A 24,384-nucleotide genomic window follows, 5' to 3' on the forward strand; every position below is an offset into this window, starting at 1 on the left:
GCGGGGTAGGAATACCGAGCATCGGAGAACTCGACCACGCCGAAGCATGCCCGCGCATAGCCGCCGCAACTGATCTTACGGACGCACAATAACGGCCGCAAATTGGTTTCGATGCTAATGCTTTCCGATGCCACTACCGGGTTCCTACGCCCCACCACTGAATCACAGTGGCAGCCAAAGACTATCGATACATCACCCACCGCACCAGTTCATGCAAACCGCCAAAACTCGAAGGAAATCTCCGAAGACTTTGCCCAGAAATTTCCTCGGACCTACTCCATCAAATCAACCCAGCTCCATCATCAAGTGCTCCAGCAACTTCACCTTCGGAACTGAAGGAACCCCAGGCTGCGCAAGAAACGCCTCCACCTTCCTGCGCAACACGCTTTCCGAAAAGGCCTCGAACAGCGTCTGATGCTCCTCACTCAACCACTGAATCAAATTGTTGAGCTGAGTCGAAACATCCTCATCCCCCAACTGCTGCAGCAGCGAATCCGGCACCGCCCACCATGGAAAAACCTTCGCCGATTTCAACGCGTTACCGCCAATTTCAACCGTCTGCCCATTGATCAGACACCGGTCAAAAACCGGCAGCAACTCAGCCGCATTCACTTGCGCAGACTGCAAAATCGGCAGCAGATATCGCCCATCCCAAAACCGGAAAAACACCGCATTACCATTGGGCAATGTCACCTGGGTAAGGCTGCGCATGTGCTCAACCACGACTTTTAAGGGCGCCGCAGAAACCGCCAACCACCCCCAATCCTGAGACTCAGTTGTCGCAACCCACTGCAAAAACTCACCGTCAGCCGCGACAATTCCTACATAAGGCATCACCTCTTCCCACTCGGCATAAATTGTTTCGGCCCAAACCGGGCTGGGAGCCTTACCTCCCTTCGAAGCCCGCCAAACTTTGAAAGGTTCAGCAGCGCTCGCACTGCTGAAAATGGCAAAGAGTTGTTCCGCACTCTTGAGCGGGTTGTTGTGGAGCCAGGTATCTGTATGCTCGTTAGTCATTAATTTATCCATGAGAACTAAAAACCAAACCTATCCAAGCCATCCATTTTTATAAAAATAGTGCACGAGCATTGAAACCATACTCCCAACTGCCGTCATATATAAACCACGTATGAGATACAGTAACCCGCGAGGAAAATTCAAATAATCCAGCTCATCTAAAGCGCCACTTCTAATTGATCTATTTGGATACAACAAATATGAAGCTATTTGATTCATCATAAAACCAGCCCTGAAAAAACCACTTCTCAGGAAAGGGTGAAGTATCACGACCCCAAACGAATTACTGAGCGACCTTAAAATTCGTTCCAGCTTAAAAAAACAGAGATAGATTTGTCCTATAATAAAAATAAAGCCGAGCCCAAAAGCCAAACCACCAAAATCCAAGAAAAACCATACCTCGCTATCGTTTGTCATTCATTAAATACCTTATAAGTGATTTCACGTGATTTCTCCTCGCCAGATGCTCCGATCACACCCCAACCATAAGTGTTTTCCCCCAGCACTATCGATGGGACGTTCTTGCAAGCATGTTCCGTCCCAATCCGACAAGTCTCCTTAACCTCGACCCATCGAGCAGCCCCATTTCGGCCGAACCTCAACTGCCCCACCTTAATAGCCAAGCTCGCTTATTAACTAAAGCCAACCCAAAAATTTCCCGACTACAAACATGCTAATCAGCATCCAGCCTATTACCAACGCAGCAAAATAAATCAATTTCATACACAGCAATAAATTCGCTGGAATTGCGTCGTAATCCCGCTGATCAAGCTCACCATTTTTTATTGATTTCTTATATTGAACAAGCATCATTGCAATGTTCGCAGACACAAAAACCCTACTCATCGGATCTCTACCCAGCATTGACTTCCGGATATCGACCCCATACGAATTTGGCAGATTTTTTAATAAGCAATCAAGCTTGAAGTACGCGAAATACAACTGAAATAGAAACATCCCCACCCCTGACACAACAACAATCATCGCAACTAAAAAATAGATCCCCCTTGCATCTAACATCACTCAGTCCACGCGTATACTAATTCGCCAATACCTTCACCAATTGTCTCTCCTATCAACCCGCCACCGATCGCGCCAACACCTGCGGCGACTACGGCACAAACCAGCAGGCCATGGGGAGACTTACCAACGGCAGCACATGTTTTACCGACCACAACTGGACCAGCACTACTTCCTGCTATAGCCCCCATCAATTTCCAACTTTCAACGATTTGCACTTTTTTGCATTCTTGCTCTCGGCCAGCGCGGCAAGCTTCGCTTACCCTCACTCCCGAAGCAGCAGCACCCAATCCAATCCCGACATACCCCCCCCGCCCTAATCACCTTACTCGCCCTACTCACCCCCTCAATATGCGTGGCATACCCCGGAATCCCGCCTGCCGTACCCGCCTGTTTCCAATGCCGTACCAGACTTCGGGTAGAAATACCCAACGCGTTTTTTCATCAATCGTTGGCGTTCGGCGTAAAAGTCGGCGCCCGTCAGTTTCCCGTTCTTATCGAAGGTCCTTTTGTGCAGCGCTTCAATGTCTACTAACGTCTTTTTTACGCCGCCAAAACATTTACAAAAAATAGCAGCACTTATCCCGGCGCCCGTTGAACCACTCGCAGTGCTATGGCAGCTTCCCCCATACAATTAAGAGCACTACTAATAGCGACCAAACAAAGCAATTGCAAAATTTCACCAAAAACTTTAACCGTTTAGGAAATCGCGCGTAATCATGAGCGCTTAATGTTCCGTTTTTTATGCATGACTGCGGTAAGGTCAACATCATTCCTATATAACCAAGCAATGCAAGACGCATTAAAGGTGCAATCCCAAGCGGAAAATCATAACCACTAACAGAAGAGGATGATTTTAAATTAGCAAGTATTTCTTTTAACCTAAAATACGCAAGATAAACAATTAAACAAAAACATAGCAAAGTAACAACTATTAAAGCTAGCCCACCAAACATTAATAGCTCACCGAGATTCTCCTTCACTTGGAAACCTCATAAACCAACTCCCCACCCAATTCTCCCAATTCTGCCCCAACCGCCCCTCCCAAGACTGTGCCAACTCCAGTAAGTACAAGTCCGCAAGCTATCCCTCCTATCCCGGCAGTACCTATTCCTACTAGGACACATGTGGTTGCTCCGGCAACCCCGCCGATCGCCCCTAGAGCAACGTTCCCGCTAAACTTCCCCGCCTCCGTAAACTTCACCTTCCTGCAAGCTTCTTCCGTTCCAACCCGACAAGTCTCCTTGACCTTCAGCCCAGAAGCAGCAGCACCCAATCCAATCCCGACATACCCCCCCGCCTTAATCACCTTACTCGCCCTACTCACCCCCTCAATATGCGTGGCATACCCCGGAATCCCACCTGCCGTACCCGCCTGTTTCCAATGCCGCACCAGACTTCGGGTAGAAATACCCAACGCGTTCTTCAGTTTCAGATGATCAGGAATGCCAAGGCCTTTGCGCACCAGCGGTCCAAGGCCGTTATCCAGTTGTTTCATCAATCGTTGGCGTTCGGCGTAGAAGTCGGCGCCCGTCAGTTTCCTGTTCTGTTCGAAGGTCCTTTTGTGCAGCGCTTCAATGTCGACCAGTGTCTTTTGTACGTTCCCCAGGTGCGTACCAAACATCGCAGCACCTATCCCGACGCCGGTCGAACCCTGCGTCAGGAACGATTCAACCTCATCATGATGCCGCGCCATGAACTCGGCTTCGGCATCACTCATTGGCTCCAGCGCCGCGTCGACGGTCTGCGCCGCTTCCATCAGCAACGCTTCTTCGCGGGTGCATTGGGTGTTGCCGGGGTCGCTCAGGACGATCAGTTGACCAGGCTTGGCGTAGCCACTCACTTGCGGATTGAGGCGGCGAAATTTTTCAATAACGGCCGGGGTCGGCTGGGGGAAGAGCAGAGACTCGAGCGCCGCACGGCACATGGGTTGCTCGACGATGTGAAAACCCGGTTCAGCGCCTTCGCTCACGGCGGCTTTGGAAGTGTCGAGTAACGAGTTCGGAGGAAGGCAGAGGCCATCCTTGCAACGCTCGCATTCTTCGCAGAACGGCGCGGGGCTTTTGAGGCTGCGGATTTGTGCGGGGCTTAACGCGGCAGGTACCACTTTAGGGGTCGCGGCGCCCATTACAGGCATCAGCGCACCACCAAGCTCTATCTCTACACTGCTGAAGATTCCGCCAGGGCCAATGTTGATCCAATGCCCGCCCGCCTGGATCGACAAGCTGGCACCGCCGTCGATAACAACCTGCTGGCCCGCACGCACATGGAAATGCCCGCTCGCCTCAAGGTTCTGATTGTTTACCCGGACAGATTGATCACCGTGCACTCGCAGGTTGTCGCTCGCCCCCTGCGACTGATCGCCACCAATCACGACGTGGCGCTGATTGCCCACTTGCACATGCTGATCGTTGAGCACGTGTTGATTCCAGTTCCGCTGAGCTCGCAGATAGATCTCTTCAGAGCCCTTGCGGTCCTCGATTCGCACTTCGTTGTAGCCACCGCCACCCGGACTGGTCTGGCTGCGAAAAATACTGCGGGTCTTGTCCGCTGGCAGATTCAACGGCATCGGATTGGCCGCATTCGGCACGCAACCCATTACCAGCGGTTTGTCCGCGTCGGCATCAATGAACCCCACCAGCACTTCCATGCCTACCCGCGGGATCATCACGCTGCCATATCGGTCGTGCGCCCAACCCGAGGCCACGCGCAGCCAGCAGCTGGAATGTTCATCGCGTTCACCTTCACGGTCCCAGGCAAGCTGTACCTTGACCCGGCCAAACGCGTCGCAGTGGATTTCGCTGTCCTTGGGTCCCGTCACCACGGCGGACTGGTAGCCGAGCATGCGCGGCTTTTCTGGACCCAATGGCGGGCGAAACAGCACGTCCCACGGCGTCGCCAGAAAGGTGTTTTGATAGCCTTTAAAATCATTCGGGCTGTCGTCAGGCGTCGACTCTTCGAGCACCTGCGGCTGCCGACCGCGATGCTCGGTTTGGGTAATCAGCCACAGGTCGTTCCATTTCTCTTGCGGGTGCTCGGCTAACCGCAGGAATGTCCCGCTGATTAACGCAGGCTGATCGCTGAGCCCTTCGGCCTGTTGATAATCGGCGCCATGCCGCTCCAGAGCCCGCTGCGCCAGACGCTTGCCATGCTCCGGCTCGGCGAATTGCCCCGGAAATTGATAATCCTCATGCACCGACTGTTTCTGGCCGACGCGGCTTTCAAGGTCCAGATGCGGCTTCAGGAAGTCGTAATCGCGACGAGACACTTTTGTCGTGCGGGTTTCAAAGCGTACGTCGAAGCGTTTGATGACGGGTTGATCCGCCACTGTTGCGTTTCGCGGCCGGTAAACAGTCGGTTCGGGCAGCAGCGTAAAACCCGTCTGGTGATCGGCGAACACCAGCAAATGCCCGTCGGGGCTGTGTCGAAAATGGTAGTGAAAGCCGATCTCCGCACACAGGCGTTGAATGAACGCCAAATCGCTTTCCGCGTATTGCACGCAGTACTCGCGTTCCGGGTATTGATGGTCGAGCTGAAAGTTGAAGGCATCCCCCAGGATGCCGTGCTCCTTGAGGACCAGGGTGATGATGGCCTGCACGCTTTGATGCTGGAAAATACGTTGATTGATGCGCTGGCCGAGGTACGCCAGACGCGGCACAAGGCTGATCTGATAGTGCGTTCGCCGATGATCGGAGTGTCCCTGGCCTACCCGAAAGATCTGGCCGTGAATGCCGGCCTCGCCCGAATCAAAGCTTAGAAACGCCTCACGATGCAGGAGCGTTTCGAGGTCTATGTCCGGGCGGTCGCTGACCAGTTCCAAGTCAAAACGGTAGGGCTGGCTGATGGCCTCCTTACCGGTGAATTCAAGCACCTTGAAGTCACTTTTTGAATCGCCATCGAGGGTCAACGTGAAACGCGGCTGATTGGCAGGAGCGAACATCCGATGTGTCTCTGCAGAACGAAGGTGGGCGATTCTGTATGAGCGACAACGGGTACTGACGGGGGGACAGGAAAAACAGACTTTTCTTACTGCGCCTGGCGCTTTTGCCGACCGAAAACAGGCTTTGGGCTACAGACACCCCTGTTGAATAGAGCGAGTGCTACAGGCATAAAAAAACGGCCCGCCTCCAAAAAGAAGCGGGCCGTTTTAGTGTTCGGCAACAGGTCGGAGCTTCAGCTCGTCCCCATTACTTGTTCAGGCGGAAATCAGCTTCAGCAGCTTCGAAACGCTGCAGCATGCCGGCAGTCGGCGCGCCCAGTTTGCTGACGATGTAGATCGCCAGGCTGGCGAAGATGAAACCAGGGATGATTTCGTACAGACCCAGCAACTCGAAGTGTTTCCAGACAATCACAGTGATCGCGCCGACCAGGATACCGGCCAGTGCACCATTACGGGTCATGTCTTTCCAGATCACGGAGATCAGGACAACGGGGCCGAACGCAGCACCGAAGCCGGCCCAGGCGTAGCTGACCAGACCCAGTACACGGTTTTCCGGGTTAGCCGCCATCGCGATGGCGATCAGGGCAACCAGCAGGACCATGGCGCGACCGACCCAGACCAGTTCAACCTGGGAAGCGCTCTTGCGCAGGAAAGTCTTGTAGAAGTCTTCGGTCAGGGCGCTCGAGCAGACCAGCAACTGGCAGCTCAACGTACTCATCACCGCCGCCAGAATGGCCGACAGCAGCACACCGGCAACCCATGGGTTGAACAGGATTTTTGCCAGCTCGATGAACACACGCTCAGGGTTTTCAGTCACAGGACCGGCCAGATCCGGGTGCGCCGAGAAGTAGGCGATGCCGAAGAAACCGACCGCTACGGTGCCGCCCAGGCACAGGATCATCCAGGCCATGGAGATGCGACGCGCCTTGGCAATCGACTTCACCGAATCCGCGGCCATGAAACGCGCCAGGATGTGCGGCTGGCCGAAGTAGCCCAGGCCCCAGCCCATCAGCGAGATCACGCCGATGAAGGTGGTGTTTTTCAGCATGTCGAAGTTGCTTGGATCTTGCGCTTCGATCGCCAGGAACGTGGTGTCGACACCACCGGTGGCCAGCAGCACGATGATCGGTGTCAGCAACAGGGCGAAGATCATCAGCGTGGCTTGTACGGTGTCAGTCCAGCTCACGGCCAGGAAACCACCGACGAAGGTGTAGGCAATCGTTGCCGCAGCACCGGCCCACAGCGCGGTCTCGTAGGACATGCCGAAGGTGCTTTCGAACAGACGGGCACCGGCCACAATGCCGGAAGCGCAGTAGATGGTGAAGAACACCAGAATCACGACCGCAGAAATGATCCGCAGCAGGCCGCTTTTGTCTTCGAAACGGCTGGAGAAGTAATCCGGAAGGGTCAGCGCATCACCGTTGTGCTCAGTCTGCACACGCAGACGGCCAGCGACGAACAGCCAGTTCAGGTAGGCACCCACGATCAGGCCGATGGCGATCCAGCTTTCGGAAAGCCCAGACATATAGATGGCGCCCGGCAGGCCCATCAACAACCAGCCGCTCATGTCGGAAGCACCGGCGGACAATGCAGTCACGACGCTACCCAGGCTACGACCGCCCAGAATGTAGTCAGAAAGGTTATTGGTGGAGCGATAGGCCATGAAGCCGATCAGCACCATTGCTGCGATGTAGATCACGAACGTGATCAGGGTTGGATTGCTTACGCTCATTGAGTTACGCCCTGGCTTTGTTTTTATGTAGCGGCGGTCTTGGTTAACCGCTCGCAAACGACGACGTTTGACAGACGATTCCGGATCCCGCGCATTTATGACTGATGTTTCCCCAGGAAAGCCATCAGCCGGAGCACCGAGCTTTGTAGTCGGTTGCACCTTGGGCGCGAATGCTATTCAACAAAGTAAATAAGGTGCAACCAGTTTCTGGAGAATAAGTTGCACCTAGTCGGAAATAAGCGGCAAAGGTATGTTTTTGCTCCTTTTTAGAGCAGTAACTTGATGTTGCTATAAGTAAAAGCACCAAGCAAAGGCAGGAAAGGCTTCCAGAATCCATTTCCTGACGAGCTGCCTATTTTTCCTACAAAAAAAGGGTTGCACCCGGTTGCACCTCGTTCAGTGCGCAGCTAATCTTGCCGCCAGCTGATGCCACGCAGTCGTGGCAAACATGAGGATAAAAATATGGCTACCACCACCCTTGGGGTCAAACTTGACGACCCTACCCGCGAGCGCCTCAAGGCTGCCGCGACCTCGATTGATCGCACGCCGCACTGGCTGATCAAACAGGCGATTTTCAATTACCTGGAAAAACTCGAGGGTGGTGCAACCCTGACCGAGCTGAACGGTTTGACCAAGGACTCCGACGACACCGTCGACGCGCCGCTGGATCACGCCCATCAGTGCTTCCTCGAATTCGCCGAAAGCATCCTGCCGCAATCGGTACTGCGCGCTTCGATCACGGCCGCTTACCGTCGCCCGGAACCGGAAGTCGTGCCGATGCTGATCGAGCAGGCTCGCCTGCCGGTTGCCATGGCAGAAGCCACCAACAAGCTCGCCGCCTCGATTGCCGAAAAATTGCGCAATCAGAAAAGCGCTGGCGGCCGTGCAGGCATTGTTCAGGGCCTGCTGCAGGAATTTTCCCTGTCCTCCCAGGAAGGCGTCGCACTGATGTGTCTGGCCGAGGCGCTGCTGCGCATTCCGGACAAAGGCACACGCGATGCACTGATTCGCGACAAAATCAGCACCGGCAACTGGCACCCGCATTTGGGCAACAGCCCGTCGCTGTTCGTCAACGCCGCCACCTGGGGTCTGCTGCTGACCGGCAAACTGGTCGCCACCCACAATGAAGCCGGCCTGACTTCGTCCCTGAGCCGCATCATCGGCAAGAGCGGCGAGCCGATGATCCGCAAGGGCGTCGACATGGCCATGCGCCTGATGGGCGAACAGTTCGTCACCGGCGAAACCATCGCCGAAGCCTTGGCGAACGCCAGCAAGTTCGAATCCAAAGGTTTCCGCTATTCCTACGACATGCTCGGTGAAGCTGCACTCACCGAACACGACGCCCAGAAGTACCTGGCCTCGTACGAACAAGCCATCCACTCGATCGGCAAAGCGTCCCACGGTCGTGGGATTTATGAAGGCCCGGGCATCTCCATCAAGCTGTCGGCACTGCACCCGCGCTACAGCCGCGCGCAGTACGAGCGTGTGATGGACGAGCTGTACCCGCGCCTGCTGTCGTTGACCCTGCTGGCCAAGCAATACGACATCGGTCTGAACATCGATGCCGAAGAAGCCGACCGCCTCGAGCTGTCGCTGGACCTGCTGGAACGCCTGTGCTTCGAGCCGCAATTGACCGGCTGGAACGGCATCGGCTTCGTGATCCAGGCTTACCAGAAGCGTTGCCCGTACGTGATCGACTACGTGATCGACCTGGCACGCCGCAGCCGTCATCGCCTGATGATCCGCCTGGTAAAAGGCGCGTACTGGGACAGCGAGATCAAGCGCGCCCAGGTCGAAGGCCTGGAAGGCTATCCGGTCTACACCCGCAAGGTGTACACCGACGTTTCCTACATCGCTTGCGCACGCAAACTGCTGTCGGTACCGGAAGTCATCTACCCGCAGTTCGCCACGCACAACGCCCATACCCTGTCGGCCATTTACCATATTGCCGGTCAGAACTATTACCCCGGCCAGTACGAGTTCCAGTGCCTGCACGGCATGGGTGAACCACTGTACGAACAGGTCGTAGGCAAAGTTTCCGAAGGCAAGCTGAACCGTCCGTGCCGCGTGTACGCACCAGTTGGCACCCACGAAACGCTGTTGGCGTACCTGGTACGTCGTCTGCTGGAAAACGGCGCGAACACCTCGTTCGTCAACCAGATTGCCGATCAGTCGATCTCGATTCAGGCGTTGGTGGCCGATCCAGTGGCCAGCATCGAGCAGATGGCGACGCTGGAAGGCGGCTTCGGCCTGCCGCACCCACGTATCCCGCTGCCGCGTGATCTTTATGGTGCCGAGCGCGCCAACTCCAGCGGCATCGACATGGCCAACGAACATCGTCTGGCTTCCCTGTCCTGCGCCCTGCTGGCTACCGCTCACAACGACTGGAAAGCCGCGCCGATGCTCGGTTGCGCCTCCAGCACTGAAACTCCTGCACCCGTGCTGAACCCGTCCGACCTGCGTGACGTGGTAGGCCATGTGCAAGAAGCGACCGTCGAAGACGTCGACAACGCGATCCAGTGCGCCCTGAACGCGGCACCAATCTGGCAGGCCACTCCGCCGGCCGAGCGTGCTGCGATTCTGGAACGTGCCGCCGATTTGATGGAAGGCGAGATTCAGCCGCTGATGGGCCTGCTGGCTCGCGAAGCCGGCAAGACCTTTGCCAACGCCATCGCTGAAGTGCGTGAAGCCGTGGACTTCCTGCGTTATTACGCGGTGCAGGCTCGCAACGATTTCACCAACGACGCCCACCGCCCATTGGGCCCCGTGGTCTGCATCAGCCCGTGGAACTTCCCGCTGGCAATCTTCAGCGGCCAGGTCGCTGCGGCGTTGGCTGCCGGTAACCCGGTATTGGCCAAACCTGCGGAACAAACCCCGCTGGTGGCCGCTCAAGCCGTGCGCCTGCTGCTCGAAGCCGGTATCCCGGAAGGCGTGCTGCAACTGCTGCCGGGCCGTGGCGAAACCGTCGGTGCCGGCCTGGTCGGCGACGATCGCGTCAAAGGCGTGATGTTCACCGGTTCCACCGAAGTCGCTCGCTTGCTGCAACGCAACATTGCCGGACGCCTGGATGCACAGGGTCGTCCGATTCCGCTGATCGCCGAAACCGGCGGCCAGAACGCGATGATCGTCGACTCCTCGGCACTGACCGAACAAGTCGTGATCGACGTGGTGTCGTCAGCTTTCGACAGCGCCGGTCAGCGTTGCTCCGCTCTGCGCGTCCTGTGCTTGCAGGAAGATTCCGCGGACCGTGTCATCGAAATGCTCAAAGGCGCGATGGCTGAATGCCGTCTCGGCAACCCGGAGCGCCTGTCCGTGGACATCGGCCCGGTGATCGACGCCGAGGCCAAGGCTGGCATCGAGAAGCACATCCAGGGCATGCGCGACAAAGGTCGCAACGTGTACCAGGTGGCCATTGCCAACAGCGAAGAAATCAAACGCGGCACCTTCGTGATGCCGACCCTGATCGAACTGGAAAGCTTTGACGAGCTTCAGCGGGAGATCTTCGGTCCGGTACTGCACGTGGTTCGCTACAAGCGCAAAGACATCGATCAACTGATCGGTCAGATCAATGCTTCCGGTTACGGCCTGACGCTGGGCGTGCACACGCGCATCGACGAGACCATTGCCAAGGTGATCGACAACGTCAACGCCGGTAACGTCTACGTGAACCGCAACATCGTGGGCGCCGTGGTCGGTGTGCAACCTTTCGGCGGCGAAGGCCTGTCGGGCACTGGCCCGAAAGCCGGTGGTCCTTTGTACCTGTACCGTCTGCTGTCGACGCGTCCTACTGACGCTATCGAACAATCCTTCGCTCGCGGTGACGCGATCGCTGCGCCGGATGTGCGTCTGCGTGAAGCCATGAGCAAACCGCTGACCGCGCTGAAAGCCTGGGCCGACAGCAACAAGCTCGCCGACCTGAGCACTCTGTGCGTGCAATTCGCCGCGCAATCGCAAAGCGGGATTACACGTTTGCTGGCCGGCCCGACCGGCGAGCGCAACAGCTACGCGATCCTGCCACGTGAACACGTGTTGTGCCTGGCGGAAGTCGAGGGCGATCTGCTGACCCAACTGACGGCGGTATTGGCAGTCGGCGGCTCGGCAGTTTGGCCGGAAGCGGAATTGACCAAGGCGTTGTTCGCACGTTTGCCGAAGGACGTTCAGGCACGCATCAAACTGGTTTCCGACTGGAACAAGGATGAAGCGGTGTTTGACGCCGTTCTGCATCACGGCCATTCCGATCAGCTGCGTGCGGTCTGCCAGCAAGTGGCCAAGCGTGCCGGAGCAATTGTCGGGGTCCATGGCTTGTCCCAGGGCGAAACCAACATTGCGCTGGAGCGCCTGGTGATCGAGCGGGCGTTGAGCGTTAACACCGCTGCGGCGGGTGGTAATGCGAGCTTGATGACGATCGGTTAATACCGATGAACCGGGCTCCTGCATAGGTGCCCGATTCAGCGAAAATCCCTGTGGGAGCTGGCTTGCCAGCGATAGCGATGTATCAGTCACCATTAATGTTGACTCATCTGCCGCCATCGCCGGCAAGCCAGCTCCCACAGTGGTTTGTAGTGTTTGTTAAGCGGCCACGCGGCTACAACATCACCGCTATCAATCATCCTGTTCAGCCTTAATTCCCACGCCTAGACTCGGCCCATCCCAAAAAAAGGTAGGCCGCCATGTCCGAGACGTTGCTCAGTTCCCGCAATCTGGCTTTCGAGCTGTACGAAGTCCTCGATGCCGAGGGCCTGACCCAGCGTGAGCGGTTCGCCGAGCATAATCGCGAAACGTTCGACGCCGCCCTGGGTACCGCTCGCAACATCGCTGAAAAATTCTTCGCGCCGCACAACCGCAAGGGCGACGAGAACGAGCCGCGCTATGAGGACGGTAAGGCGATTCTGATTCCAGAGGTCAAACCGGCGGTGGATGCCTTCCTCGAGGCCGGATTCCTCAACGCCGCGCGCAGTTTCGACGCGGGCGGCATGCAATTGCCAACGTTGTTGTCCCAAGCTTGCTTCGCTCACTTTCAGTCGGCCAACGCGGCATCGACCTCGTACCCGTTCCTGACCATGGGTGCGGCGAACCTGATCGAAAGCTTCGGCACCGACGAGCAAAAGCAGCGCTTCCTGCAACCCATGATCGACGGTCGCTTCTTCGGCACCATGGCCCTGACCGAACCTCACGCAGGCTCGTCGCTGTCGGATATTCGTACACGCGCAGAACCGGCGTCCGACGGCACCTATCGACTCAAGGGCAACAAAATCTTCATTTCCGGTGGCGATCACTCGCTGTCGGAAAATATCGTGCACATGGTGCTGGCAAAACTGCCGGATGCACCGGCCGGGGTGAAGGGCATTTCGCTGTTTATCGTGCCGAAATTTCTGGTCAACGACGATGGCAGCCTGGGCAAGCGCAACGACGTGCTGCTGGCCGGGCTGTTTCACAAGATGGGCTGGCGCGGCACCACCTCCACCGCGCTGAACTTTGGTGATAACGGTGACTGTGTCGGCTACCTCGTCGGCAAGCCGCACCACGGTTTGAGCTACATGTTCCAGATGATGAACGAAGCACGGATCGGCGTCGGTATGGGCGCAGTGATGTTGGGTTACGCCGGTTACCTGTATTCCCTGGAGTACGCCCGCGAGCGGCCACAGGGCCGGGTGCCGGACAGTAAAGACCCGAACACGGCGCCGGTGGCGATCATCCAGCACGCGGACGTCAAACGCATGCTACTGACCCAAAAAGCCTACGTCGAAGGCTCGTTCGACCTTGGGTTATATGCCGCTCGTTTGTTCGATGACACCACCACGCTGGAAACCGAATCCGAACGTAAACAGGCCCATGAGCTGCTCGATTTGCTGACGCCGATCGTCAAATCATGGCCGTCCGAGTTTTGCCTGAAAGCCAACGAACTGGCGATCCAGATTCTTGGCGGCCACGGTTACACCCGTGAGTATCCGGTAGAGCAGTATTACCGCGACAACCGCTTGAACCCGATCCATGAGGGCACCCACGGCATTCAGTCGCTGGACCTGCTGGGACGCAAACTGGCGCAGAACGGGGGGGCCGGACTCAAGCAACTGATCCGCTTGATCGCCGATACTGCGGAGCGCGCGCAAGCGTACGAATCGCTGACCACCCTGCGTGAGCCACTGGAGAAACTGGTGGCGCGCCTGCAAGCCGTGACCATCGGCCTGCTGACCGATCTTGGCCAGGGCAAAGTCAACAGCAGCCTGGCGAACTCGGCGCTGTACCTGAAGGTATTCGGCCACTCGGTCATCGGCTGGCGCTGGCTGGAACAGGCGATTCGTGCCGAGGAAGGACTGGCCAGAGGCAATGCAGCGGATGTGAGCTTTTATAAAGGAAAGCTGCAGGCGGCGCGGTACTTCCTGACCTGGGAAGTGCCGGGTTGCCACCATGAACTGGCCATTCTTGAGGCTCGGGATGATGTTTGCCTGACGATGCAGGATGAGTGGTTCTAATCAGCGCCTTGTGTACCGGCTGAAACCGAATCACGGGCAAGCCACGCTCCCACAGGTTATGCGACGTACACAGATTTTGTGTTCACTCGATAACCCTGTGGGAGCGTGGCTTGCCCGCGATGGCGTCCTAATGGACGACCTGTCAGCTCAACCGAAAACCACCCATTTGCCGCGCCAGATCATCTGCCAGGCGCTGCAATGTCTGACAATCCTCACGACAAGCCCTGACCTCCCCCGCTGTCGCTCGAGCCAGATCCGAAATCCCCTGCACGTTTCGGTTGATCTCTTCCGTTACCGCCGACTGCTCTTCCGTCGCCGTCGCGACTTGATGGTTCATGTCGCTGATACGTTCCACCTGCCCGGTAATCGCGGTCAACGATGCCCCGGTGCGCTGACTCGACTCAACCCCCGTGCCGGTCGCCGCTTGCCCGGAATGCATCGATGAAACAGCATTCTGCGCACCTTGCTTGAGGCTGCCGATCATCTGCTGAATCTCATCCGTGGACGACTGCGTGCGCCGCGCCAGCGTCCGTACTTCATCAGCCACCACGGCAAATCCTCGGCCCATTTCACCCGCTCGAGCGGCCTCGATGGCGGCATTGAGCGCCAGCAGATTGGTCTGTTCGGAAATCCCGCGGATCACCGCCAGCACTTGATCGATGGACGCGACCTGATGGGCCAATGCCCCCACAGCACTGGCTGCGAGACCGATTTCGTCGGACATGCTCTCAATGTGCCTGATCGAGCCACCGACCACTTCCCGGGCTTGCATCGCCTCATCCCGCGCATGTTGTGAAGCCACCGCAGCATTGCCGGCGCTCTGGGCAATGTCCTGCACAGTCAGGCCCATTTCATGAACGGCAGTCGCGACCATGTCGGTCATTTCCTGCTGCCGCCCGGAGCGTTCGGCCGTGTTGTCCACCACTCGCGCCACCTGGTTAACCGCCGTGCGCAGACGCTCGCTGGTGCTCAGCACTTCGCCGATCAACTCGCGCTGACTGTCCAGGAACCGATTGAAACCGCGCGCCAGATCACCCAGCTCATCGGCGCGACCGGCATCGAGTCGGTGAGTCAAATCTCCACCACCGCTACCGATGGCTACCAGCGCCGCTGTTACCTGTCGGATCGGCCGCACCAGCCCACGGGCCAGCAACACGACCAACAGCAAGCACACCAGCGCCACAGCGAGACCGATCCCGGCACTCATCCACATGGCCTGACGGGCTTCGGCATAGATTTGCGACTGCGGCACTTCGGCCACCAACGTCCAGCCCAGATCTCGCAACGGCAGGCTCAGCGCCAGATAATCTTCACCGTCGCGCACAAAACTGCTGTGCGTGGCGGACGCGTTGGAGGAAGCGCGCTGCCCCATCACCGCTTGGGCGCCTGCCGCGCCAATTTGCTCCACTAACGTGCGTTTACCGCTCAATTGCGCGTCAGGATGGACCTGGATCAACCCGTCGGAGCGCACGAGATAGACCTTGCCCCGCTGGCCAAAACTGAAATTGTGGATCAACGCCGACAGCTCTTTCATGCTCAGGCCAAGCCCGGCAACGCCCACGACTTTGCCGGCCTGTTCGACCTTGAGATCGATAAACAGCGCCAACTCACCGGTCGCGGCGTCATTGTCGATATTGAGGGTGCGTGACTGAGGGCTGTCGAGGAACGCGTAGAACCAGGCGTCCTTGGGGCTCGAACGACTGAGGGTCCGATCAAGGCCCTTTTCGTTGTAGTAATGACTGGACGCTGTGCCGACTATCAATGCGTTGAAAGCGTCATGTTCGGCGCGGATGCCTTCCAGATAGGTGACGAATTTTTCAGCCTGGGCGCTGTTTTCACCTTCGGCCAGCCAGTCTCGCACCATGCTGTTGCTGGCAATATCCTTGGCGGCGGTGAGGGGTTGAACGAGGATGCGCTCGATGTCATTGCGCATAGCTTCGATGCTCGACGGCAGCGCCTGTTCGACCAGATAGCTCTGGGCGAGGCGATTGACCACGAGGGTATAAATGCCAACCACGATCAGCACACTGACCAGCAGGGCGGTGCCCATGCTCAGGATCAGTTGCCATTGAATACTGCGTCGCCAGAACTGCATGGAACACCCCCAAAGAATAAGAGGCTGAAACACTGCAACAGCCGTGCCGATTGTATACAACTCAAACGACAATTTATTCTTTGGTTGTGCGCAAAGCGGATCAGGCCTGATTGATGGTCTTGGCGATCACTTCAACCGTGGCGCTGACTTGCTCTTGGTAACGGTCGAGTTCGAGCTTGTGTTGCTTTTGCATGTCGATCTGCTGGGAACACAGATTCATCGCGGCCAATACGAGCAGCCGGTCACCGATCAGCGTCGGGTACTTCTTTTTGGTGTCGGCCAGTGCAGCCTTCAACATTAACGCCGCGTCCAGCAGGGTTTGCTCTTCCCCGGCCGGCGCCCTGATCGAATAGTCCTCCCCCAGGATCGAGACGACTTTTACCCCTGCGGCGCCCTGATTCATGCGCTGACTGGGCCGGCGCTGACGCGCTCAACCAGGGCCTGGATGCGGGCAGCGGTGGCGCCTTGTTTTTCTTCCTGTTCCATCAGGCTCAACTGCAGGCTTTCGTTTTCATCCTTGGCCTGAGCCAGTTCTGCGCTCAGGGTCTGATTAGTGCCGAGCAGGGTCTGGTTCTGTTGTACCAGTTCGCTGACCAGCTGTTCCAATTGGCTAAGGGATGCTTCCAACATTTTGATTTTCCAAGCATTTTCAAGGGGCGCGTACGATAAAGAAAAGTCACCACGGATGCCAGGGTTATTCAGGCGCAAAGCCTTGATTTTCCTGGCGGGCGGCCTTCCTCGCGAGTTTTAAAGACTGTGATTGACCCATCTGGTTCCTGCACTTCGTCGCCGAGCCCGTTGTGCGACAAAAACGCGCAGGCGCTCAAGACTTTAGTCGTAGGACCGATAAGCACTTCATACGTCAGCCTCAGCGCCGCATGAATGCGCTTTTCCCGGTAAATACCATGTCCCTTCGTAATATGAATATCGCTCCGCGGGCGTTCCTCGGCTTCGCCCTGATTGGCGGTTTGATGCTGGTTTTGGGGGTATTTGCCTTGAATCAGATGAGCAAGATCCGCGCGGCGGGTGAAGACATTGCTTCGGCGAGCGTGCCGAGTGTGAAAAGCCTCGACGAATTCACTCAACTGACCCTGCGCCTGCGGGTGCTGTCCTATCGCCTGCTGATCAACCGCGAACCCGACGTACAGCAAAAGACCTTTGAGCTGTTCGAGATGCGCAATCAACAGATTCGCGACGCACAAAAAGTCTACGAGCCGCTGATCGATGGTCCGCGCGAACGTGCAGCCTATGATCAATACCTGCAATTGCTGGCGCAGTACCGCCAACTTGAAGACCAGATGAAGAGCCTGTCGCGCAACAACCAGGTCGAAGACTTGCGCAAGTTGCTGAATACCGAATTGCTCACCAACTCCGAAGCCGTTAACGCCGCACTCGCGAAGTTGCTTGAGATCAACACTCAGCAAATCGAAGAAACCAATCAAGAAGCCGCCGACCAGTATTCATCGGCCTTCAACCTGGTCGTTGCGCTGCTGGTCCTCGCCACGGGCCTGACCTGCCTGTTCGCCTGGTTGCTGACCAACAGCATTACCAAGCCGATCGCCAATGCCTTGAGCGCCGCCGAAGCCATTGCCGAGGGCAACCTGACTCGCCCGATCACCGTTGATGGCGAGGATGAAGCGGGCCGCTTGCTGCTGGCCATGTCAAAAATGCAGGACAAGCTGCGCGACACGCTGCAGCGGATTTCAGGTTCCGCCACGCAACTGGCCTCCGCCGCTGAAGAGCTCAACAGCGTCACCGACGAAAGCGCCCGAGGCCTGACCCAGCAAAACAATGAAATCGAACAGGCCGCGACGGCGGTCAACGAAATGACCAGCGCCGTGGAAGAAGTTGCCCGCAACGCTGTCAGCACGTCCGAAGCCTCGAAGAACGCCACCACTTCCGCCGGCGATGGCCGTGACCTGGTGCAGGAAACCGTCAGCGCCATCGAACGCATGAGTGCCGACGTACAGAGCACTGCCACGTTGATCGGCGACCTGGCCAATGAGTCTCGCGACATCGGCAAGGTGCTCGATGTTATTCGTGGCCTGGCCGACCAGACCAACCTCCTGGCCTTGAACGCAGCGATTGAAGCCGCTCGTGCCGGTGAAGCCGGTCGTGGTTTTGCGGTGGTGGCGGATGAGGTGCGTGCGTTGGCTCATCGCACCCAGCAGTCGACCAGCGAAATTGAACGCATGATCGGCAGCATCCAGGGCGGCACCGAGCATGCGGTGAATTCGATGCGTAACAGCACCGAGCGTGCAGAGTCGACCTTGAACATCGCGCGGGGCGCCGGCCTGTCGCTGGACACGATCAACACTGCCATCGTCGAGATCAACGAGCGCAACCTGGTGATCGCCAGCGCAGCAGAAGAACAGGCGCAGGTTGCACGAGAAGTGGATCGCAATCTGGTGAACATCCGGGATTTGTCGGTGCAGTCGGCAACGGGCGCGAACCAGACGAGCGCGGCGAGCAACGAACTGTCGCGGTTGGCGCTGGATCTTAACAATATGGTTGGGCGGTTTAGCCTCTAAGAACGCACCGAAATCTCTGTGGTGAGGGGGCTTTTCTCTGGATGAGCGAATTTACCTGTGGCGAGGGGATTTATCCCCGTTCGGCGGCGAAGCCGTCGCAAGACCTGTTTACCCGGTATGCCTGAAGAAACGCAGGGGCCGCTTCGCAGCCCAACGGGGATAAATCCCCTCACCACAGATAAATCCCCTCACCACCGATAATCCCCTAACCACAGATAAATCCCTCACCACCGATAAATCCCATAACCACAGGCAAATCCCTCACCACAGATCAATGCCTTGCCACCGTGATTTCACCCCGCGTCGCGGGTGTCATCGGGATTCTGCAAAACCTTTTTGACAGCATCACATTTCAACAGGTTAGAATCGCTGGCACGCAGACTGCATGGTCAGTTTGTGCCCGCCTTTCAGCTTTTCTGGAGTACTGCCTTTGAATGCGACGACCATCAACAGCCTGTTCTTGATCGGCGCGTTGCTGGTAGGTGCGAGCATTCTGGTGAGCTCACTTTCGTCCCGCCTCGGCATCCCGATTCTGGTCATCATTCTTGCCGTCGGCATGGCCGCCGGTGTCGATGGTGGCGGCATTATTTTCGATAACTACCCAACGGCCTATCTGGTCGGCAACCTCGCACTGGCGGTCATTTTGCTCGACGGTGGGTTGCGCACCCGAGTGTCCAGTTTCCGCGTGGCGTTATGGCCGGCGCTCTCGCTGGCCACGGTCGGGGTATTGATTACTACCGGACTGACCGGCATGGCAGCCGCCTGGCTGTTCAACCTGAACATGATTCAGGGGCTGCTGATCGGCGCCATCGTCGGCTCCACCGATGCCGCGGCGGTGTTCTCGCTACTGGGCGGTAAAGGCCTGAACGAGCGGGTCACCGCCAGTCTCGAGATCGAGTCCGGCAGCAACGACCCGATGGCGGTGTTCCTCACTGTGACCCTGATCGACATGCTCGCCAGCGGCCAGACCGGTTTGCATTGGAGCTTGCTGACGCACCTGTTGCGCGAGTTCGGGATCGGCGGCGTCATCGGCCTTGGTGGCGGCTGGGTCATGCTGCAACTGGTCAACCGAATCAACCTGGCCAACGGTCTCTACCCGATTCTGGTGATAGCCGGAGGCCTGGTGATCTTCGCCCTGACCAACGCCCTGCACGGCAGCGGTTTCCTTGCGGTGTACCTGTGCGGTCTGGTGATCGGCAATCGCCCGGTGCGCAGTCGCCACGGGATTTTGCACATGCTCGACGGCATGGCCTGGCTGGCACAGATCGGGATGTTCCTCGTACTCGGCCTGTTGGTAACACCCCACGATTTGCTGCCCATCGCCCTGCCAGCCCTCGGGTTGGCGCTGTGGATGATTCTGTTTGCGCGGCCACTGTCGGTGGTCGTCGGGCTGCTCCCGTTCAAAGCGTTTCATGGCCGCGAGAAAGCCTTTATTTCCTGGGTGGGCCTGCGCGGCGCGGTCCCGATCATTCTGGCGGTGTTTCCGCTGATGGCCGGGCTGCCCAATGCCCAGCTCTATTTCAACCTCGCGTTCTTTATCGTGCTGGTGTCGCTGCTGGTTCAGGGCACAAGCCTGCCGTGGGTGGCGAAGCTGCTGAAGGTCACCGTGCCGCCAGAACCTGCGCCTATCTCTCGCGCCGCCCTGGAAGTCCACGTAACCAGCGAGTGGGAGCTGTTCGTTTATCGCCTCGGCGCCGAAAAATGGTGCATCGGTTCGCCCCTTCGTGACTTGAAAATGCCTGAAGGCACACGTATCGCAGCCCTGTTTCGTGGTCAGCAACTGCTCCATCCGTCGGGTAGTACCGTGCTTGAAGTCGATGATTTACTGTGTGTTATCGGCCATGAACACAACCTTCCGGCCCTCGGAAAACTCTTCAGCCAAGCGCCGCAACGGGGTCTGGATTTGCGCTTCTTCGGCGACTTCGTGCTCGAAGGAGATGCCCAGCTGGCCGCGGTTGCTGCCCTGTACGGGCTGAAGGTCGAAGGCATCGATCCGGACATGTCACTCGGCCACTTCATCGCGCAGAAAGTGGGCGGTGCGCCAGTAGTGGGCGACCAAGTCGAGTGGAACAGCACCATCTGGACAGTCGCGGTCATGGACGGGAACAAGATTGGTAAAGTGGGCGTCAGATTCCCCGAAGGAAGTCGCCCGGGTCCGGGACTCTTCCTCTAAACTCCCTACTTCGCCAGCTTTCGATCGGTCTCTATGTCAACCCTGCGCACCTATTTCTTCATGGCCCTGCTGGGCTTGAGCCTCACGGTCGGTACGTTGCAAGCCGCCGAACCACCTTCCAGCGAAGCCGTGCAAGCAAGCCTGGACAAGATCGCCGATCGCAAACTGCCGGAAGCCGATCAGAAAGCCCTGCAAAGCATCCTGCAAAACACGCTGACCCAGCTAAACAATAAGCGTGATTACGAGCAGAAGCTGATCGATCTCAAGCAGCAACTGGCGACCGCCCCCAAGCAGAACATCGAGAATCAGCGTGAACTGACCCGGTTGAAGGGCACCAAGGTGCTGCCGGTGGAGCAACGCTTCGCCAACCTGTCGATTCAGCAACTTGAGCAGATGCTCACCGAGCGCTCTACCCAGCAAAGCGATCTGCAAAAGGCATTGGCCGATGCCAACAGCCTGGTCATCACGGCCCAAACCCGTCCCGAGCGCGCCCAGGCGGAAATCTCCGCCAGCCAGACGCGCATCCAGCAGATCAACAACACCCTCAAGGCCGGCAAGGACAACGGCAAGGCCCTGAGCGGCGAGCAGCGCGACCAGCTCAATGCCGAGCTTGCCGCCCTCAATGCCCTGATCCCGCTGCGACGCCAGGAACTGGCCGGCAACAGCCAGTTGCAGGACCTGGGGAACAGCCAGCATGACTTGCTCACAGAGAAATCCGATCGTCTGGATCAAGAGATCCAGGAACTGCAGAACCTGATCAACCAGAAGCGCCTGGCCCAGTCCCAAGAGACGGTCACGCAGCAGTCCATCGAAGCCCAGAAGGCCGGCGGCAGCAGCCTGCTGGCCACTGAAAGCTCGATCAACCTGAAGCTGTCCGACTACCTGCTCAAAAGTACCGATCGCCTCAACATCGTCACCCAGCAAAACCTGCAAACCAAGCAGCAACTCGACAGCGTCACCCAGAGCGATTCGGCGCTGGACGAGCAGATCAATGTGCTCAAAGGCAGCTTGCTGCTCTCCAAGATTCTCTACAAACAGAAACAGGCCCTGCCGCGCCTCAAGCTCGACCGCGACCTTGCGGACCAGATCGCCGACATTCGCCTGTATCAGTTCGATGTCAGCCAGCAACGCGAGCTGTTAAGCAATCCCGCCACTTACGTTGACAACTTGCTGGCGACTCAACCTCCGGAGCAAGTCACCCCGCAACTGCGCAAGAGCCTGATGGAACTGGCCAACACCCGCGCCGATTTGCTGGAGCGTTTGAACCGCGAATTGAGCGCAGTGCTCAATGAATCCATCACGCTGCAACTTAATCAGAAACAACTGCTGAGTACCGCGCAGAGCTTGCGCGCAACCCTCGACGAGCAGATGTTCTGGATCCCCAGCAACAAACCGCTGGATTTCGAGTGGATGCACAGCGTGCCGGAGCGCCTGCAGCGTCAGGTCACGACCCTGCCCTGGGCCTCCAGCGTAAACGAGCTGTACGACGGTCTGACCCAGCGACCGCTGCTGTTCCTGCCGCTGGCGTTGTTGATCGGCGCGCTGCTGTGGCGTCGCAAGAGCCTATATGCCCGCCTGAACAAGGTTCACCAGGACATCGGTCACTTCAAGCGTGACAGTCAGTTGCACACGCCGCAGGCGATCCTGATCAATATCCTGCTGGCGATGCCGGTTTCCCTCGCCCTCGCCTTATGTGGCCTGGCCTTGCAGATCGATGCTCGCGGGCAAAACGCCAACATGGGCGCGGCACTGTTGCAAATGGCGCAGGCCTGGCTGGTGTTCTACACCGCCTACCGGATTCTCGCGCCGGGTGGCGTGGCAGAGCTGCATTTCCGTTGGGAAAAGCCCCAGGTCGAATTCCTGCAAGGCTGGGTCCGCCGACTCGGGCTGGTAGTGATGGCGCTGGTTGCCGTAGTGGCGGTTGCCGAGTTGCAACCGGCGGCGCTGGCGGATGACGTGCTCGGCATGCCGGTGGTGCTCACCTGTTATGCGCTGATGGCCTGGCTGCTCAGCCGTCTGCTGATCAGCAGCCCGACTCACGAGAATGCCTCACTGTTCCGCAAGGCTGTGGGGATCATGTTCACGGCGTTGCCGATAGCGTTGTTCGTGGCGGTGTGCTTCGGCTACTACTACACCGCGCTGAAACTCAGCGATCGGCTGATCAACACCCTTTACCTGCTGATGTTCTGGCTGGTGATCGAAGCGACCTTCGTCCGCGGCCTCAGCGTTGCAGCCCGACGCCTGGCCTATCAGCGTGCCTTGGCCAAACGCCAGGCCGCCAAAGAGGCCGGCGATGGCGAAGCGGTGATTGAAGAGCCGACGCTGGACATCGAAAAGGTCAACGAACAGTCCTTGCGCCTGATCCGCCTGGCGCTGCTCGGTGGGTTCATGGCCGCGCTGTATTGGGTCTGGTCGGACCTGATCTCGGTGTTTTCGTACCTGGACAACATTACCCTCTACGAATACACCAGCGGCACCGGCGCCAACATGAGCATGGTGCCGATCAGCATCGGCGACATGCTCGGGGCGCTGATCATCATCGGCATCACCTTCGCCCTTGCGCGCAACTTGCCGGGGCTTCTGGAGGTTCTGGTGCTGTCCAAGCTGAACCTCGCCCAGGGCAGCGCCTACGCCACGACTACTTTGCTGTCCTATGTGATCGCCGGCATCGGCTTCGTTACCACCCTGTCGACCCTCGGCGTCAGCTGGGACAAGTTGCAATGGCTGGTAGCGGCGCTGTCGGTGGGGCTTGGTTTCGGGATGCAGGAGATCTTTGCGAACTTCATCTCCGGGATCATGATCCTGTTCGAACGCCCGGTGCGGATCGGCGACACGATCACCATCGGCAACCTGTCGGGCACCGTGAGCAAGATACGTATTCGCGCCACGACCATCACCGACTTCGACCGCAAGGACATCATTGTCCCGAACAAGACGTTCATCACCGGGCAATTGATCAACTGGTCCCTGACCGACACCATCACCCGTGTCACGCTCAAGCTCGGCGTCGATTACGGCTCGGACCTGGACCTGGTCAAAGAGCTGCTGCTCAAGGCCGCCAGGGAAAACCCGCGCGTCCTGAAAGATCCGGAACCCCACGTGTATTTCCTGAACTTCGGCGAAAGCACGCTCGACCATGAGCTGCGCATGCACGTGCGGGACCTCGGTGACCGTAACCCGGTACTCGACGAGGTCAACCGCTTCATCAATCGCGAGTTCAAAAAGCAGCACATCAACATCTCGTTCCGGCAGATGGAGGTTTACCTCAAGAACCTTCACGGCCAGGAATACAAAATGGTGCCGATCGAGCCGGAAACCAAAACCATCGTGCCGCTGGTCGATGGCAAACCGCCGCAAGAACCTCCTGCCGCCAAGCTCGACTAACCCGCTTATCCCTAGCAGA

Annotated in this window: 13 protein-coding genes and 3 pseudogenes; 6 read left to right on the plus strand and 10 right to left on the minus strand. The window is 57.8% G+C overall.

The window, feature by feature from the left end; translation table 11 throughout:
* Window positions 1–285: 285 nt before the first annotated feature.
* From H7698_RS12975 to putP, 6 genes and pseudogenes are all read right to left on the minus strand, one after another.
* On the minus strand, window positions 286–1,017 hold the full coding sequence (locus tag H7698_RS12975; protein WP_194691622.1) for a DUF4123 domain-containing protein: 732 nt from the start codon (window positions 1,015–1,017) through the stop codon (window positions 286–288).
* 30 nt (window positions 1,018–1,047) lie between these two features.
* A complete protein-coding gene (locus tag H7698_RS12980; protein WP_194691623.1) occupies window positions 1,048–1,434 on the minus strand; it encodes a hypothetical protein in 387 nt (128 codons plus the stop codon).
* Between the two features lie 219 nt (window positions 1,435–1,653).
* Window positions 1,654–2,037: a hypothetical protein gene (locus H7698_RS12985; RefSeq protein ID WP_194691624.1), complete on the minus strand. Its 384-nt coding sequence runs from the start codon at window positions 2,035–2,037 to the stop codon at window positions 1,654–1,656.
* 611 nt (window positions 2,038–2,648) lie between these two features.
* Complete coding sequence (locus H7698_RS12990) at window positions 2,649–3,020, minus strand: hypothetical protein (protein WP_162440192.1); 372 nt, start codon at window positions 3,018–3,020, stop codon at window positions 2,649–2,651.
* Window positions 3,021–4,048: 1,028 nt separating this feature from the next.
* Window positions 4,049–5,977: pseudogene (locus H7698_RS12995) on the minus strand (type VI secretion system Vgr family protein); the annotation flags it as partial.
* Between the two features lie 247 nt (window positions 5,978–6,224).
* A complete protein-coding gene (putP, locus tag H7698_RS13000; RefSeq protein ID WP_162440190.1) occupies window positions 6,225–7,709 on the minus strand; it encodes a sodium/proline symporter PutP in 1,485 nt (494 codons plus the stop codon).
* Between the two features lie 462 nt (window positions 7,710–8,171).
* On the opposite strand from putP, the gene putA reads away from it, so the two are divergent.
* Entirely contained in the window at window positions 8,172–12,122 is a 3,951-nt protein-coding gene (putA, locus tag H7698_RS13005) for a trifunctional transcriptional regulator/proline dehydrogenase/L-glutamate gamma-semialdehyde dehydrogenase (RefSeq protein ID WP_194691626.1), read from the plus strand.
* A 257-nt stretch (window positions 12,123–12,379) separates the two neighbouring features.
* A complete protein-coding gene (locus tag H7698_RS13010; RefSeq protein ID WP_194691627.1) occupies window positions 12,380–14,182 on the plus strand; it encodes an acyl-CoA dehydrogenase in 1,803 nt (600 codons plus the stop codon).
* A gap of 142 nt (window positions 14,183–14,324) precedes the next feature.
* Here the strand turns inward: H7698_RS13010 and H7698_RS31865 are convergent, their stop codons facing one another.
* The 4 genes and pseudogenes from H7698_RS31865 to H7698_RS13025 form a co-directional block, all read right to left on the minus strand.
* Window positions 14,325–15,065: a methyl-accepting chemotaxis protein gene (locus tag H7698_RS31865; protein ID WP_442966292.1), complete on the minus strand. Its 741-nt coding sequence runs from the start codon at window positions 15,063–15,065 to the stop codon at window positions 14,325–14,327.
* A gap of 123 nt (window positions 15,066–15,188) precedes the next feature.
* Window positions 15,189–16,277 (minus strand): annotated as a pseudogene (locus tag H7698_RS31870) (HAMP domain-containing protein); the annotation flags it as partial.
* A gap of 100 nt (window positions 16,278–16,377) precedes the next feature.
* Window positions 16,378–16,680: a cell division protein ZapA gene (locus H7698_RS13020; RefSeq protein ID WP_162440186.1), complete on the minus strand. Its 303-nt coding sequence runs from the start codon at window positions 16,678–16,680 to the stop codon at window positions 16,378–16,380.
* Window positions 16,677–16,907, minus strand: coding sequence for a hypothetical protein (locus tag H7698_RS13025; protein ID WP_162440185.1), 231 nt, complete (start codon window positions 16,905–16,907; stop codon window positions 16,677–16,679). The genes H7698_RS13020 and H7698_RS13025 overlap by 4 nt, the downstream gene beginning before the upstream one ends.
* 290 nt (window positions 16,908–17,197) lie before the next feature.
* Here H7698_RS13025 and H7698_RS31875 point away from each other — a divergent pair.
* The 4 genes and pseudogenes from H7698_RS31875 to mscK all read left to right on the plus strand — a co-directional run.
* Window positions 17,198–17,953, plus strand: a pseudogene (locus tag H7698_RS31875) (MCP four helix bundle domain-containing protein); the annotation flags it as partial.
* Window positions 17,945–18,808: a methyl-accepting chemotaxis protein gene (locus H7698_RS31880; RefSeq protein WP_442966293.1), complete on the plus strand. Its 864-nt coding sequence runs from the start codon at window positions 17,945–17,947 to the stop codon at window positions 18,806–18,808. The pseudogene H7698_RS31875 and the gene H7698_RS31880, both read left to right, overlap by 9 nt.
* 430 nt (window positions 18,809–19,238) lie before the next feature.
* Complete coding sequence (locus H7698_RS13035; RefSeq protein WP_162440183.1) at window positions 19,239–20,981, plus strand: potassium/proton antiporter; 1,743 nt, start codon at window positions 19,239–19,241, stop codon at window positions 20,979–20,981.
* A gap of 33 nt (window positions 20,982–21,014) precedes the next feature.
* A complete protein-coding gene (mscK, locus tag H7698_RS13040) occupies window positions 21,015–24,365 on the plus strand; it encodes a mechanosensitive channel MscK (RefSeq protein WP_194691629.1) in 3,351 nt (1,116 codons plus the stop codon).
* Window positions 24,366–24,384 lie beyond the last annotated feature (19 nt).

The sequence above is a fragment of the Pseudomonas sp. p50(2008) genome, assembly GCF_015351605.1.
GTDB lineage: Bacteria > Pseudomonadota > Gammaproteobacteria > Pseudomonadales > Pseudomonadaceae > Aquipseudomonas.